This window comes from Olsenella sp. KH1P3 (genome assembly GCF_900167315.1).
Taxonomy (GTDB): Bacteria; Actinomycetota; Coriobacteriia; order Coriobacteriales; family Atopobiaceae; genus Olsenella_J; species Olsenella_J umbonata_A.
Genome location: NZ_FUWQ01000002.1, coordinates 240,638 through 256,027, shown reverse-complemented (window position 1 = coordinate 256,027; position 15,390 = coordinate 240,638). Strand labels below are relative to the sequence as shown.

The following is a 15,390-nucleotide window of genomic DNA, read 5'->3' as shown; positions in this document are numbered from 1 at the left end:
CTTGGGAAGGCGCGAGGAGTACGTCGCGCGCGGGATGTCCGAGCAAAACCTGGGCGTGGGCGCCCTCATGGCCATCTTTACCACGGTGGCTTCGGTTGTCGGCGCCCTGTTCTTTCCGCTCGAGGGGCATACCATCTACCTCCTGACGTCCGTCACGGGCATCGCCCTCATCGTCGCGTCCGTCTACTATCGCCAGACGCGCAAGCGCCTGGGTCTCTGCACCGCCGCGCTTGCGCTCTACATCAGCGCGAGCGTCATGTACGGCATCTTCTTCTCCATCGTGAGGACGGGCGAGGGCGATCACTTCATGGTGCTGATCGCAATGACCGTCTGGGCCTACTGCATATTCCTCGTCCCTCCCGTCCTCGCGGTCCCCTCCATTGCGTTTATCTATTCGAGCTGCATTCACTTCGCGGAAACCGGGGTCTTTGACGAGGTGCGCGTCAGCAGCATGGCCATTCTTGGCACCTGCGTCTCAATCGCCTCCATGATCCGCTACATGACCACGCTGCAGTTCTTCAGCACCGAGAAGCAGCTTCGCATAGCCAACGACGAGCTCGGAATGCTTAACCGCAAGCTCGAGATGACCTCGAGGCGCGACGCGCTCACGGGCCTCTTGAACCGCTACTCGCTGCGCAGGGACTTCGAGGGCTACGAGGGTTTCGAAATCTGCGTGATGCTTGCCGACATCGACGAGTTCAAGCGCGTGAACGACACCTCGGGACATGAGTCGGGAGACCACCTCCTGGTGGCGCTTGCCGACCTCATGCGCCTGCACTTTGGTGACTCCTGCTGCTACCGCTACGGCGGCGACGAGTTCCTCGTCATCTCGAAGATCGACTCGGGCGACTTCGACGAGCGCGCCCACCGCGTCCTGGAAGAGTTCTGCGCCCAAAGCGGGGACTGCGAGGGGGCACGCGTCACATGCAGCATGGGTTACGTCTATGGCCTCTGCTCGTCCGCGGAGGACCTCCGCGACTTCCTGCGCGCGGCCGACGCACGCCTGTACGAGGCAAAGGGTGCCGGCAAGAGCCGCATCGTCTCCTCGTGCTACACCGGCGAGGACGACGCCTGAGGGCGTGCCCCGCGCCCGATGTGCGGTGATGGTTTTTTCCTGCCATCCCGCAACGGCGAGCCCTTCTCGGCGCGATTATTGAGACCCGACACTAGCCATGGGGCGAGACCCCGTTAGAGAAACCGAGAATCGCATGGCGGACATGACACTTGCGCAGGCTGAGATCGGCGAGACCGTAGAGGTCGCCCGGGTGGGTGGCGACGGCGCGCTTCGCCAGCACTTCTTGGACATGGGCGTCATCCCCGGCGCCCACATCACGCTTGAGAAATACGCGCCCATGGGTGACCCCATGGAGTTTCGCGTGCATGGTTACCAGCTGACCCTGCGCGTCGCCGACGCGCAGAAGATTGCCACCAGGCCCGCGGTCGGCCGCCACGCCTATCCTGACGCGCCCTCGCAGCGCGTCACCCACCACCCTGGTCTCGGCGAGACGGACTCGCCGCAGGCGGCCGCAGACGCGCGCACCAGCGACCACTCCAACCCCGTTCCCAAGGGAGAAGTGCTCACCTTCGCGCTTGCCGGCAACCAGAACTGCGGAAAGACCACGCTCTTCAACGACCTTACCGGCGCCAGCCAGCACGTCGGCAACTTCCCGGGCGTCACGGTCGACCGCAAGAGCGGTCCCATCAAGGGCCATCCCGACACCGACGTGACCGACCTGCCGGGAATCTACTCGCTGTCTCCCTACAGCCCCGAAGAGATTGTGAGCCGCGAGTTCATCCTGGAGGAGCACCCCCACGGCATCATCAACATCGTCGACGCCACCAACATCGAGCGAAACCTCTATCTGACGATGCAACTCATGGAGCTGGGCGTTCCCATGGTGCTCGCCCTCAACATGATGGACGAGGTCCAGGGCAACGGCGGGACCATCGACGTCAATGCCCTCGAGGACATCCTGGGAATCCCGGTCGTTCCCATCTCGGCCGTCCAGAACGAGGGCGTCGCCGAGCTCGTCGAGCACGCGATGCACGTCGCACGTTACCGCGAGGCTCCCGCTCGCCAGGACTTCTGCGCTCCCGACGACAACGGCGGGGCGGTCCACCGCTGCCTGCACGCCACCATGCACCTGATCGAGGACCACGCCCAGCGCGCGGGCATCCCCACGCGCTTTGCGGCGACCAAGCTCATCGAGGGAGACGAGCGTGTCTCGGCCGCCCTCGAGCTTGACGCCAACGAGCTCGAGATGGTCGAGCACATCGTCTCCCAGATGGAGGAGGAGCGCGGCCTTGACCGCTCAGCGGCCATCGCCGACATGCGTTTCTCGTTCATCAAGCGTATCGTCGCCGCTACCGTGGTGAAGCCGCGCGAGAGTCGCGAGCGCGAGCGCAGCCGCGCGGTCGACAGGGTTCTCACGGGCAAGTGGACGGCCATTCCGACGTTCGCCCTCATCATGCTCGGCGTGTTCCTGCTGACCTTCAACGTCATCGGCGCGTTCCTCCAGGGCCTGGTATCCAGCGGCGTCGACCTCTTCACGGTGGCGTCGGACGAGGGGCTCACGGCGGTTGGTGCCAACCCCGTGGTACACTCCCTTATCGTCGACGGCGTCCTCAACGCCGTCGGCACGGTGCTTCCCATCGCGCCGATCATCGTCACCATGTTCTTCTTCCTGTCGCTTTTGGAGGACACAGGCTACATGGCGCGCGTCGCTTTCGTGATGGACAAGCTCCTGCGCAAGATCGGCCTGTCAGGTCGCTCCATCGTCCCCATGCTCGTGGGCTTCGGCTGCACCGTTCCCGCGGTCATGAGCGCGCGCACCCTGCCCTCCGAGCGCGACCGCAAGCTGACCATCGCCCTCACGCCCTTCATGAGCTGCTCGACCAAGATCACCATCTACGGCTACTTCGTCGCGACCTTCTTCCCGGGGTGCGGCGGGCTCGTCATGTGCGCCCTCTACCTCCTGGGAATCCTCGTGGGCGTCCTGGTCGCGCTCGTCGTCCACAAGTCCGTTGACAGGTCCGAGGCCGTGCCCTTCGTGATGGAGCTTCCCAACTATCGCCTGCCCAGCGCCAAGTCCGTCCTCATGCTCGTGTGGGAGAAGACCAAGGACTTCCTGACCCGGGCCTTCACCGTGGTCTTCGTGGCCGCCGTGGCCGTCTGGTTCCTCAAGAGCTTCAGCCCCTCGCTCCAGCTGGTCGACTCCGCCGGCGACTCGATCCTCGCCCTCGTCGCCTCCGGGCTTGCCCCGTTGTTCTCGCCCCTTGGCTTTGGGGACTGGCGCATCGCCACGGCGCTCATCGCGGGCTTCATGGCCAAGGAGGTCGTGGTCGCCATGCTCACGGTGCTCTTCGGCACCACGGCAGAGCTGCTGGCCGTCCTGACCCCGCTGGGCGCCTTCACGCTCATGGTCTTCTGCCTCCTGTACACGCCCTGCGTCGCTGCCATCGCAGCCATCAGGCGCGAGCTCAGCGGCAGGTGGGCGGTGGGCATCGTGGCGTTCCAGTGCGTCGTGGCGTATGTCGTCGCCCTTCTCGTCCACGTGGCCGGGGTCCTGCTGGGCCTTGGCTGACGCGGGCCCCTTCCCAGGTACAATCGAGACCGCGTCGTTTGATCGGCTGTTGGGAGGCCCCATGGCATCGCTCGCTGAGCTGCTGTCAAATCAGGAGGAGGACTCGCTCGTCCTCGTCGACATGCTCGACCGCGAGGTCGGCACCATGCCCAAGCTTGCGGTGCACGAGGAGGGCCTCCTGCATCGCGCGTTCTCGGTGTTCCTCGTACGGAGCGGGGAGCTCGGGGTCGAGGTCCTGCTTCAGCGCCGCGCGCGCGAGAAGTACCACTCGGGCGGGCTTCTCACCAACTCGGTGTGCTCCCACCCGCGTGCAGGCGAGGAGCTCGGCGCAGCGGTGGCCAGACGCCTGCAGCAGGAGCTCGGCGTCAGCGGGGCCGAGTGCGCTGAGGTCGGCTCCTTCGTGTACCGGGCGGCTCTCCCCAACCACCTTGTCGAGTACGAGTACGACCACGTGTTCGTGGGGCGCTACGACGGCCCGGTCAGGCCCGACCCCCACGAGGCCGAGTCCGTCGCCTGGGTCTTGCTCGACGAGGTCCTCGAGGACCTTCGCCTGCATCCCAGGCGCTACACCGCGTGGTTCGTCACGGCGTGTCCCATGGTCGCGCGCTGGCTGTGGGGGAGCCGAGCGTAGGGGGCGGTCCCGCGTGGCGCCCTCCCGTCGGCATACGGGGCCGCCGAAAAACGCCTGTTTTCCCTCGCACACGAAGCAATCGCGTCCGCTGCTCGAATTCAAGTTGACAAATCGCCAGTATTTTTCATCTCAGTGTTGACACGTCAACATATTGCCGTACACTGATTCCCGTTTCTTGGCGACCGCACGCATCCGCGCGTGCCCGACTCACCTTGGAGAATCATCGTATGAGCCAGCGCTTCGAGAACTTCGTGGGACTGATCTCGGCCATCAACAAGGAGGTCACCCGCATCAAGACCGACGAGATGCGTCGCTACGGCCTCCACGGCACCGACGGCATCGCCCTCTACTACCTCCAGAAGGAGCCCGCGGGCGTCACCTCGGCCCAGCTCGCGCGCATGATGAGCGTCGACCGCGCGGTCGTCTCGCGCTCGATCTCGCGTCTCAGCTCGGGCGGCTTCGTGACCGTCGATCCCGTCGGTGGCGCGCGCGGCGGAAAGCCCATCCTGCTGACCGACAAGGGCGACCAGGTCATCCAAGAGTGCGACGACTTCCTGGGCAACGTCGTCAAGAGCGCCGGCAAGGGTCTCGACCTCGAGACGCGCGACGCCATGTACTTTGCCCTTTCGATCATCAACAAGAACCTGTCTCACATCTAGATTCCGATGCCGCCCGCGGCCATCGCTCGCCGTGCGGCCCCAACGATCAGCCAGAGGAGAAGAGCAAGCATGTCAGTTCGCATCATCACCGACTCCGCGTCGGACATCACGCCCGAGGAGTGTCCCGCAAACCTCACGGTCGTGCCGCTTTCCATCACCTTCGGAAGCAAGGTCTACCTCGATGGCGTGGACCTCGACCACGACCGCTTCTACGAGATGCTCATCGAGAGCGACGGCCTGCCCACGACGGGCCAGGCAACGCCCTATGAGTTCTCGCAGGCCATCGAGGAAGCCCAGGGTGCGGGCGACGAGGTTGTCGTCATCACGATCTCGTCCAAGCTCTCCGGAACCTACCAGAGCGCCTGCATGGCGGCAGACGCCGCGAGGGGCAATGTGCACGTGGTCGACAGCCTCAACGCGACGGTCGGCGAGCGCTGCCTGGTCGAGCTTGCCCTGCGCCTCGTCGACGAGGGCAAGTCCGCCGCCCAGATCGCCGAGGAGCTCGATCGCCGCAAGGGCGACATCTGCCTGGTCGCGCTTCTCGACACGCTCGAGTACCTACGCAAGGGCGGCCGCATCTCGTCGGCGGCCGGCGCCGTGGGCGCAATGCTCTCCATCAAGCCCGTCATCACCATCGACGACGGTGCCGTCGCGATCCTGGGCAAGGCCCGCGGGTCCAAGAACGGCAAGAACCTGCTCAACCAAGCGGTCGAGAAAAGCGGCGGCATCGACTTCGACATGCCCCTGTCCCTGGGATACACCGGACTGTCGACCAAGCTGCTCGACAAGTACGTCGAGGACAGCCGCTACCTCTGGGAGGACTACACCGACGCCCTCCTGTGCGTGAGCGTGGGTGCCGCCATCGGCACACACGTGGGCCCCGGCGCGATTGCGCTGGCCTATTTCCACAAGTAGGGTGGACCCAGAAGTCGCGAGGCCCCTGCCGTTCCTGCTATCCTCAGGATATGGCTGAGCGCAGCGGCACAGAGGAACCTCGGGCGAAGGCACCCGCCGAAACGCCGGCACAGGCGGCCGGCGAGGCGGGGCTTCGCCTTGGCGGTGCCGTCGCCGCAGGCGCCCTGGTGGCAGCCGCGGCGACCGGTGCTCCCGTAATGCCGGTCGAGGCCAACGCCGACGAGCTCCGCCGCCGCGAGACCAAGGTCCAGCGCGCCGAGGGCTCGACCCTCGGTGAGCACGAGAGCGCCCGGGAGGCGGCCGCATCCGTCCTGCGCGCACAAGACGAGCTCTCCCTCGCGGCGCATGCCATTCTTGCCCAGGAGGGCGTCCTCCAGGGCATCGCCGGCCAAGCGGACCCCGAACTCGAGTCCGCGCGGCGCGAGCGCGTCATCGCCACGGCCGCCTTGCACGTTCCCGTCGAGGGGGACGAGGAGCATGCCCCAGAGGGGCAGCGCTTCTGGAATTCGGTCGGTCGGCTCGCTGCGGCGTCCGCCGACTACACCATGCTGGGCGGCTACAGCGAGCAGCGCGACAGCTCGGAGTAGGCGAGGGCGCCGCCCGCCGGATGGTGGCTCCACATGAGCGAGATCCCGTCTACGCCAAACGACGGGCACTTCTCGTCCGCGCCCACCTCTGCGGCAAGGCCGAACTCGCGGCTCCTCCTAAGGAGAAGGTCCTCCATGCTCTTCTCGCCCGTCCCCGGCGCCACACGACAGCCTCGTGCCAGCGTGATGTGGGGTCTGAACGGGCGTCTTTCGGTCTTGAGTCCTGTCAGAACAAGCTCAGCCTCAAGTAGAGCCTGAAGCTTCATGAGGCTTCCGTAGCCCGCCCGTGCGCTGCCCGTGCGCCTGAGACCCATCCAGACCACGGAGCGGCTGCGCCTCTCGAAGCAACCCAGGTCGCCCAGGCTCAGCCGGAAGCTCGTCCCTCCGGCGTCCGCGAACGCCCGCGTGGCCGCGCGCATTGCCCTCGTCGCGTCCGCCTCCTGCCGGAGTGTCTGCTCGCCCAGGAAGACAAGCGTCAGGTGCAGGTTGTGCCGCGACGTCAGGTGGGGGTGCGCAAGGTCGGGCAAAAGGAGCCCCTGCACGCGTTCGAGCTCGTCGCGCGTCGACTCGTCAAGGGTCAGCGCCACGAAGAGCCTGCGGCGCAGGGACTCTGCGGTCTCTGGGTGGTTCGGCTCCCTCATGGGACCTCGATTCCGCCTGGGTGTCGTGGGGCCTACCTGTGGTAGAAGCTTCCGCGCTCGAACTTGGGCTCGCAGCACACGTTGATGCCGAGCTTCTTGTAGACGGCCTCGTCGGTGCGCGAGATGATGACCGAGAAGTACGCGTCGCAGCCCCTGAGCTCCTTGGTGGCGGCGATGACCCTCTGGGCCAGGGGGTTGGTGGCGGAGCTGATGGAGAGCGCCAGCAGGGTCTCGTCGGAGTGCAGGCGTGGGTTGCGGCTGCGCAGGTACGAGGTCTTGAGGTGGCCGATGGGCGAGAGGGCCTCGTCGGAGACGACGTAGGTCTCGTCCGCGACGCCGGCCACGCGCTTGAGTGCGTTGAGCAGGAGCGACGAGGCCGCGCCGAGCAGCTCGGTGGTCTTGCCGGTGACGATCGACCCGTCCGGGAGCATCATGGCACCGGCGGGCAGGCCGGACGCCTCCTCCTTGAGGAGGGCGGCCGCATGCGCGGGGTTGTAGTTCTCGTCCACTCCGACCTCGCGCATGAGAAGGCCGATCTTCGCGAGCTCGCCCTCGCACTGCCCGCCGCGCTCGATCTTCTCGGCGGCCTGAAAGTAGCGGCGAATGATCTCGTTCTTGCTGGCCTCCTGGCAGACCTCGTCGTCGCAGATGCAGTTGCCGACCATGTTGACGCCCATGTCGGTGGGGGACTGGTAGGGGCTCTCGCCCAGGATGCTCTCCATCATGGCCTTCAGGACGGGGAAGGTCTCGACGTCGCGGTTGTAGTTGACCGTGACTTCGCCGTGGGCCTCCAGATGGTAGGGGTCGATGATGTTGTTGTCGTCCAGGTCGGCGGTCGCCGCCTCGTAGGCGACGTTGACTGGGTGCTTGAGGGGGAGGTTCCACACCGGGAAGGTCTCGAACTTGGCGTAGCCCGCCTTGACGCCGTGCTTGTGCTCGTTGAAGAGCTGCGACAGGCAGACGGCGAGCTTGCCCGAGCCGGGGCCCGGTGCCGTCACGACGACAAGGGACTTCTTGGTCTTGACGTAGTCGTTCTTGCCGAATCCCTCGTCCGAGACGATCAGGTCGACGGCCGTCGGATAGCCCGCGATGGGGTAGTGGCGGTAGACGCTGATGCCCATCTGGGAAAGGCGGCTCTCGTACGCGACCGCCTTGGGCTGGCCCGCAAAGCGGGTGATGACGACACCACCGATGGCGAGGCCCATGCCGCGGAAGACGTCCATCAGGCGAAGGACGTCCTCGCCGTAGGTGATGCCGATGTCCGAGCGGCGCTTGCCCTGCTCGATGTCGTTTGCGTTGATGGCGAAGACGACCTCGGCGTCGCAGGCCAGCTGCTCGAGCATGCGGGCCTTGGAGTCGGGGGCGAACCCGGGCAGGACTCGGCTCGCGTGGTAGTCGTCGAAGAGCTTGCCGCCAAACTCCAGGTAGAGCTTTCCGCCGAACTGCGCGATGCGCTCGCGGATGTGCCTTGCCTGCATCTCGATGTACTTGTCGTTGTCGAAGCCAATCTGCATGGGTCCTCCGGCTGACGATGGTTGCAAAATATGTACAGATGGTACCTTGGCCGGCAATGCTTTGGGAATGCCTTCTGGCGGTATTCACATGGGACTTTTATAAAGTGACATGGGGTTTGACCTGCGTTCCCTCGCGCTCGAGCCCGTGCTCTGCTCGCGTGTGGCTCGCTCGCGTCGCCCCCTCGCGCCGTCTGGTTTCAAATGTGAGGCTAGTACGATATCGAAAAGTCGAATGTATTAAATCAAATTGTGCCGTTTGCGCTCACATATATACCGCTTACTCAAAGGACTACTATCTCGTGTACATTTGCGTGCAATAGCCGGACGCAATCGGGTAGGATTGAGTCAACAGAAGAAGCACTGGTTCTTCTCAGGGCAAACCTTTAGAACCGCATAGATTCAGCTACCAAGTCCGCTGTGGCAGGCATCGCGAGTCCCGTCTACTCCCGCAGGCCATAGACCTAGAGGCCAGGTAAGCGGCACAAGCGCCGTACAAGTCTCCGAGAAGACAGATGGAAGTACCGGTGACATGCCACAGCGGACCGTGGGCGCCAATCGATAAGGCGCCGTTTTTGTTCTCCGTATCTATAGGATGGGTTCTACCTCACGCGAGGACTACCCGACTTAAGGGGGAGAGTCCAAAGGGTACATAACGAGTTACCCGGCACGGGCGGCCTTCGGGCCGCCCGTTTTTTGTGCCGCGGGGACGGCCGTTTGCTGCACGTTGGCCGATGTGCGGAACGAAGGCCTCGGACACTGGTACCATTGACTGAATTTTTGAATTGCAATGCCGTAGCACGAATGGGAGGACGCACCACATGAGCACGATGAACCTCACTCGCCGTCAACTTTTTGCCGCAGGCCTTGGGTTGGGAGGGGCGTTTGCACTTGCCGCCTGCTCGCCCGTCTCGAGCGACCCCGCACCTTCGGCGGAGCCGGAGGACGTCACCGTGCGTGTCGCGTCCCTCAAGGGGCCCACGACTATCGGGCTGGTGTCGATGATGGACCAGACCTCCGGCATTCCCGAGGCGGACTCCTCGCAGGACGACGAGAAGTCGGATAGCTCCGCAGGGGATGGTGTTAGCTACCAGTACGCAATTTCGGCCTCTCCGGACGAGGTCCTGCCCCAGGTCATCTCGGGATCGGTCGACATCGCACTCGTTCCCTCCAACGCGGCCGCGGTGCTCTACAACAAGACGAAGGGCGGCGTCCAGACGATCGACGTCAACACTCTTGGCGTGCTGTCCGTCGTGACGGGAGACGCCTCCGTCACGGACTTCGAGGCACTTGCGGGCAAGACCGTGTACGTCTCGGGCAAGGGCGCGAGTCCCGAGTACACCCTGAACTACCTCTTGGGCAAGGCCGGCATCTCGGACAAGGTGAGCGTCGAGTGGAAGAGCGAGCACGAGGAGGTCGCGGCCGTGTTGGCGAACGATGCCAACGCTGTCGGCATCCTGCCCGAGCCCTTCGCCACGGCCACCATCGCCAAGAATCCCGTTGTCTCGTCCGTCGTGAGCCTGACTGACGTCTGGAAGCGCTACGTGGACGACGGGAGCCAGTTCGTCATGGGCGTCACGGTCGTGCGTTCCGACTTCGCGAAGGACCACCCCGAGGTGGTGAGAGACTTCCTCCAGAGGCATGCCGCCTCGGTCGACGCCGTGAACGACGACCCCGAAGCCGCCGCGAAGCTCGTGGTGAAGGCGGGAATCGTCGCGAAGGAGCCCATTGCCAAGAAGGCCATTCCCGGTTGCAACGTGGTGTGCCTGACCGGAACCCAGATGAAGGACGCCCTCGAGGGCTACCTGCAGGTCCTGTTCGATGCCGACCCCACTTCTGTCGGCGGGCACATGCCCGCGGACGACTTCTACTATCTGGGTGAGTAGGTTGTCTGAGCGAGCTTCATCCGCCCTGCGCTGCGCGGTCGCCGTGCTCTTCTGGCTAGCCGCGTGGCAGCTTGCCAGCATAGCTGTCGGAAACGCCATTTTGCTGGCGGGTCCTGCAGAGGCTCTCGCGCGCCTCTTATTGCTCCTGACCGACTCGGCCACGCCTGGCGTCGTCTGGTTCTCGCTCTCGCGCATCGCCTGCGGATTCGTCGCCGGATTTGCACTGGCCATAGGCCTCGCCTGCCTGGCCCACGAGAGCGATCTCGCTCGCGCGCTCGTTGGCCCCGCGGTCTCGGTGCTTCGGAGCGTGCCGATCGTCTGCGTGATCGTGCTGCTGCTGATGCGGGTCGGCTCTCGGGGCGTCTCCGGCATAGCCGTGTTTCTGGCCGTGTTTCCGGCCATCTACCACGCATACCTCGAGGCCCTGGACAGTGTTGACGCCAAGGTGGGGGAGATGCTTCGCTCGTTTGACGTGCCAAGGAGGACGCGCTTTCTGGCCCATACGTGGCCCGAGGTGCTGCCCGCGCTGGTGGGCGTCAGCAGAAACGTCTGCGGCATGGCCTGGAAGGCTGCCGTGGCGGCGGAGCTCATCGGAAGTCCCGTGGGATCGATCGGCGAGCGCATCTACCAGGCGAAGGTCACGCTCGAGACTGCCGACCTCCTTGCCTGGACGGCAGTCATCGTCGCGTGCTCCTGGGCCTGCGGGGCCGCCTTCGTCTTCCTGCTCGAGCGCTCCGGTCGCTGGACAACCCTCCTGGCGCCTCACCTCGCGTCCGCCCGCCCGGCTCCCAAGGGGCCCGCGCACCTTGCCCTTTCGGACGTGAGCCTCGGCCACGGCCGGTCTGTCGTTCGCGCCCACCTCTCGCTCGGGCTCGCCGATGGACGTGCCCTGGCGTGTTGCGACGAGTCCGGCGCCGGAAAGACGACGCTCCTCCACACGCTCGCGGGCCTCTTGCCGCCTGTTGCGGGCGAGGTCCTTCCCGCGCAGGCGCCTTGCGTGGTCTTCCAGGAGGCTCGGCTCATAGAGGACATGAGTGCCGTCGACAACGTCGCGCTCGTCATGGGAGGTGCCCGCCTGCGACCCCGTGCGCGCGCCCTTCTCCGCGATCTTTTGGACGAGAAGTGCCTGGACGTCCCGGTCCGCAGGCTCTCGGGAGGGGAGCGTCGCCGGGTCGAGCTCGCGCGTGCCGTTGCGGCAGAGGGGGACGCGCTCCTCCTGGACGAGCCGTTCTCCGCGCTCGACGAGGCCAGCCACCTGCGCGCGGTCTCGTTCCTGCTCGAGCACCGCCGCGGCCGCACGCTCGTGGTCGCGACGCACGATCGCCTGGACGTCGAGCGTCTGGGGGCGCGCGAGTTCAGCCTCGGAGGTCCCTCGTCCGAGCACGTCGCCTAGGGCCGTCGGCCAGCGTCGGCGGTCGCGTGAGGACGTGGCGATTTGGTGTGCTTGGATCGTTCGATGCACCATAGGGGGCCACATGCTGCTGCGTGCCCAATTGTTGCCGTGGCTATGTGACTTTATGCGTTAAAGTGTCCCAGTATTGTAAACGAATCAGGGATGTGACAATGACGGACCAGATTATGCAGATTGCTGCAAATGAGTATGAGGTCGACCCCGCCATAACGTTTCGTCCGTACCAGGACGCGGACTTCGACGACGTGGCGAAGATCTGCGCACGCATATGGGTCCCCAACGTCGAGGGCTACTTCGACCGCATCACCTTCGGCCGCGTCATGACCGCCGGCTCGCTCAAGCGCTCCCAGTTCGCCATGGTCGCGGTCCGCGGCCTGCACGTCGTGGGTGCCTGTCTGGGCGGCTTTGCCAAGGACGGATCCATCATCCACGACCACAGCATGGACGAGACCTATGCCAGGCTCATGGAGGCCGCCCGCAAGCGCGCGAAGCTGGGCGGGCCCGACGTGGAGGAGATGCTCTTCCGCCGCCTGCGCATGTACACCACGGCCGACGTCTTCATCTCTCGCGGCTACTCCAACGCCGAGGCCGAGCTCAACCTTCTGGTGGTCAACCCGGCCGATCAGGGAAAGGGCATCGGAAGCAGGCTGTTCGAGGCCGCCGTCATGAACTTCTGCGAGCACGGCGCCCATGGCTTCTTCACTATGATCTCCGACGTCCCCAACTTTGACTTCGTCGAGCACCGCGGCCTCGACCTCATCCAGAAGAAGGAGGGTCCCTCGCGCAAGAGCGACAAGGGGTCGATCTACCTGTACGGGCGAAGGCTGTAGCCCTTCTCCCCGATGCCTTCCAGTGCGGCCCCGGCGAACGTCGCCGTCGGGCACTTGACCAAATCGATATCCCCCTGCAAAATAGAACGCGTGTTCTAGTTTGCAGGGGGTTTGCTATGGAGAAGGACTTGGGGCCCATGGGCGAGGACGCACTTCGCGGGCTCAACGCCGAGCAGCTCGAGGCGGTCACGACCACCGAGGGCTACGTGCGCGTGATCGCTGGCGCCGGGACGGGCAAGACGCGAACCCTGAGCCACCGCTTCGCCTACCTCGTGAACGAGCTTGGCATCTTTCCCGGCAACATCCTGTGCGTCACCTTCACCAACAAGGCCGCCAACGAGATGCGCCAGCGCATACATCGACTCACGGGCGACGACGACACCGGATACGTCAACACCTTCCACGGCTTCTGCGTGAGCGTCCTGCAGGAGGACTCGTACGCCGTTGGCTACCCCAAGAACTTTCTGGTGCTCGACAACTCGGACATCGACGCCATGCTGCGCATCATCTACGAGGAGCGCGGTCTCAGCCTGCGCGACATGACCTTCTCCCGCGCACGCGACATGTTCGAGATGCGCAAGTGCGTGAGCGAGCGCGACTACTTCAGACTGATGGTCGGACCCAGCGCCGACGAGCTCCACGAGCGCTACCTCTCGGCGACCAAGGTCGAGGACATCCTGTTCTACGGCTACCTCTACCAGCAGAAGAAGTGCTTCGGGCTGGACTACAACGACCTCATCGTCTTCACTCTGCACGTGTTCGCGAGCAACGCGGAGGTGCGCGGCAAGTGGCAGGGCCGCCTAGAGTACATCATGGTCGACGAGTTCCAGGACATCGACCCCTTGCAGTACGAGCTGATGGAGGTCCTCCAGGCACACCACCGCAACCTGTTCGTCGTGGGCGACCCCGACCAGACCATCTATACCTGGCGCGGCGCAGACATCCGCTTTCTGCTCGAGTTTGCCGACAGGTTCTCTCCTTGCAAGACCATCGAGCTGAAGCGCAACTACCGATCGACGCCGCAGATCGTCTCGGTGGCCAACGACCTCATCTCGAAGAACACCATCCGCTACAGGAAGACCCTGAGCACCGTTACTCCGTCCGGCCTTGCGGTGAGGGGGCACCACGCCCACAGCTCCGCCGACGAGGCCGCCTGGATCGCCGAGCGGATAGCGGAGCTCCACGCGGGAAGCCTCGAGGAGGGAAGAAACCCCGTCGACTATCGCGACATCACCATCCTCTATCGTGCGCACTACGTGACCCGCGCGATAGAGGAGGCTCTCGTCAAGAGGAAGATTCCCTACGTCATCTACTCTGGCGTGCAGTTCTTCGAACGCAGCGAGGTGAAGGATGCCCTCAGCTACCTGCGCGTGGTCTGCTACCGCGACGACCTCTCGTTCATGCGCATCGTGAACCGCCCCAAGCGAAACGTCGGCGAGCAGCGCATGAGGTTTCTGCGCGAGTTCGCGGCGGGGCAGCGCATCAGCCTGCTCGAGGCGCTGCGGCGAAGCCTGGACGACCCCTTCTTCAGGGGCACGTCCGCGCGCGAGTTCGTCCAGATGGTCGACAGGTACTCGGCCGACGCCAGCCACAGGACGGTCTCCGAGCTCCTGGCACGCCTTCTGGACGAGAGCGGCTACGAGCTCGCGCTCAGGACCGAGGGCAGTCAGGAGAGGCTCGACAACCTGGCCGAACTTCGCCAGTCCATATACGAGTACGAGACCAGCTGCGGCGAGGAGGCCACACTCGAGCGCTACCTGACGCACGTCGCGCTCTTCTCCAACATCGACCAGGGGATGGAGCGCGACAAGGTCAGGCTCATGACCGTGCATGCCGCCAAGGGGCTCGAGTTTCCCCACGTTTTCGTGGCGGCGCTCAACGAGGGTGTCTTTCCCTCGCGCAAGGTGCGCTCGCGAGAGGGGATGGAGGAGGAGCGAAGGCTCGCTTTCGTCGCGATGACGCGCGCCTGCAAGGGGCTCTACCTAGTGGACGCCGAGGGTGCCGCGCAGGAGGGGATACCCCGCTATCCGTCGCGCTTCATGCTCGACCTGAAGCCAGGCCTCGTGGAGTTCGACGAGCCACTGCCCGACTCGCTCGTGGCTGAGGCACGCGACTACTACAGGCTCTCTGACAGCAAAATCGCCGCCGCAGAACGTCTGAGGTCGGCTCCGCGCTTCAAGGTGGGGGAGCGCATCCGGCACCGCGTCTTCGGGGTCGGGAGCGTGCGCGAGGTCGACGAGGGACGCCGCGCCTACCTCGTCAAGTTCGACGACATGGGGACCATGCGGACCATCACCTTCCGCGTACCGCTCGAGCGGGTGGAGTAGGGGGCGCTAGCCTGGCACGCCTGTCTGGTACGCTGGCCTTGCGCTTGGGGCTACCGCTTGCTCCTGAGCGCTTGCCGCTCGCGTCCGAGCTGGTGACATGCCGTGCGATATGTTAAATTATCTATACGCATGTTTGTACGTATCCACACGCGCCTAAAACGAAGCAGGTATTCGCATGCCAGCACCCCACAGCGTTTCTAAGCGTGCCACGAGGGCTCCCTGGCTCTATCGTGCCGCCCTCCTGGTGCTCGCCCTCTGGCTTGCCAGTGGCCTCGCGTTCGTCGTCGCAGCCTTCAGCCACTAGGACGACTTTCGCCATATGCCCGAGGACTGAGCTTCGGGCCTGCCGTGACGGCCGCCGCGCTCCGGTGCCGGCGCGCGGCCTCTTGTGGCGTCCACGCGGACGCG

13 protein-coding genes are annotated in these 15,390 nt (G+C 64.9%); 11 read left to right on the top strand and 2 right to left on the bottom strand.

Annotated features, from left to right (window positions below; all coding sequences use genetic code 11):
- Positions 1-34 precede the first annotated feature (34 nt).
- The 6 genes from B5D13_RS03535 to B5D13_RS03510 all read left to right on the top strand — a co-directional run bounded on the left by B5D13_RS03535 (position 35) and on the right by B5D13_RS03510 (position 6,376).
- Positions 35-1,075 carry a GGDEF domain-containing protein gene (locus tag B5D13_RS03535; protein WP_159443981.1) on the top strand — a complete coding sequence of 347 codons (1,041 nt, stop codon included), beginning with the start codon at positions 35-37 and terminating at the stop codon, positions 1,073-1,075.
- A 133-nt stretch (positions 1,076-1,208) separates the two neighbouring features.
- Positions 1,209-3,584 (top strand): ferrous iron transport protein B, encoded by a 2,376-nt coding sequence (gene feoB / locus B5D13_RS03530; protein WP_234970671.1) that lies wholly within the window; start codon positions 1,209-1,211, stop codon positions 3,582-3,584.
- Positions 3,585-3,645: 61 nt separating this feature from the next.
- Positions 3,646-4,215, top strand: a complete 570-nt coding sequence (gene idi / locus B5D13_RS03525; RefSeq protein ID WP_078686952.1) for an isopentenyl-diphosphate Delta-isomerase — start codon at positions 3,646-3,648, stop codon at positions 4,213-4,215.
- A gap of 227 nt (positions 4,216-4,442) precedes the next feature.
- Complete coding sequence (locus B5D13_RS03520) at positions 4,443-4,874, top strand: MarR family winged helix-turn-helix transcriptional regulator (protein WP_078686951.1); 432 nt, start codon at positions 4,443-4,445, stop codon at positions 4,872-4,874.
- A gap of 69 nt (positions 4,875-4,943) precedes the next feature.
- Entirely contained in the window at positions 4,944-5,789 is an 846-nt protein-coding gene (locus B5D13_RS03515) for a DegV family protein (RefSeq protein ID WP_078686950.1), read from the top strand.
- A 50-nt stretch (positions 5,790-5,839) separates the two neighbouring features.
- Entirely contained in the window at positions 5,840-6,376 is a 537-nt protein-coding gene (locus tag B5D13_RS03510) for a hypothetical protein (protein WP_078686949.1), read from the top strand.
- Here the strand turns inward: B5D13_RS03510 and thpR are convergent.
- Entirely contained in the window at positions 6,346-7,017 is a 672-nt protein-coding gene (gene thpR, locus B5D13_RS03505; protein WP_078686948.1) for an RNA 2',3'-cyclic phosphodiesterase, read from the bottom strand. The genes B5D13_RS03510 and thpR overlap by 31 nt on opposite strands.
- Before the next feature lie 32 nt (positions 7,018-7,049).
- Positions 7,050-8,531 carry a DUF1846 domain-containing protein gene (locus B5D13_RS03500; RefSeq protein ID WP_078686947.1) on the bottom strand — a complete coding sequence of 494 codons (1,482 nt, stop codon included), beginning with the start codon at positions 8,529-8,531 and terminating at the stop codon, positions 7,050-7,052.
- Positions 8,532-9,349: 818 nt separating this feature from the next.
- Between B5D13_RS03500 and B5D13_RS03495 the strand changes: the two genes are divergently transcribed.
- The 5 genes from B5D13_RS03495 to B5D13_RS08825 all read left to right on the top strand — a co-directional run bounded on the left by B5D13_RS03495 (position 9,350) and on the right by B5D13_RS08825 (position 15,286).
- Positions 9,350-10,414: an ABC transporter substrate-binding protein gene (locus B5D13_RS03495; protein WP_234970670.1), complete on the top strand. Its 1,065-nt coding sequence runs from the start codon at positions 9,350-9,352 to the stop codon at positions 10,412-10,414.
- A gap of 1 nt (position 10,415) precedes the next feature.
- Complete coding sequence (locus tag B5D13_RS03490) at positions 10,416-11,807, top strand: ATP-binding cassette domain-containing protein (protein ID WP_159443980.1); 1,392 nt, start codon at positions 10,416-10,418, stop codon at positions 11,805-11,807.
- A 170-nt stretch (positions 11,808-11,977) separates the two neighbouring features.
- Positions 11,978-12,655 (top strand): GNAT family N-acetyltransferase, encoded by a 678-nt coding sequence (locus B5D13_RS03485; RefSeq protein ID WP_234970667.1) that lies wholly within the window; start codon positions 11,978-11,980, stop codon positions 12,653-12,655.
- 116 nt (positions 12,656-12,771) lie between these two features.
- Positions 12,772-14,982: an ATP-dependent helicase gene (locus B5D13_RS03480; RefSeq protein ID WP_078686945.1), complete on the top strand. Its 2,211-nt coding sequence runs from the start codon at positions 12,772-12,774 to the stop codon at positions 14,980-14,982.
- 175 nt (positions 14,983-15,157) lie between these two features.
- Positions 15,158-15,286, top strand: a complete 129-nt coding sequence (locus B5D13_RS08825) for a hypothetical protein (protein ID WP_255375258.1) — start codon at positions 15,158-15,160, stop codon at positions 15,284-15,286.
- Positions 15,287-15,390: the final 104 nt, after the last annotated feature.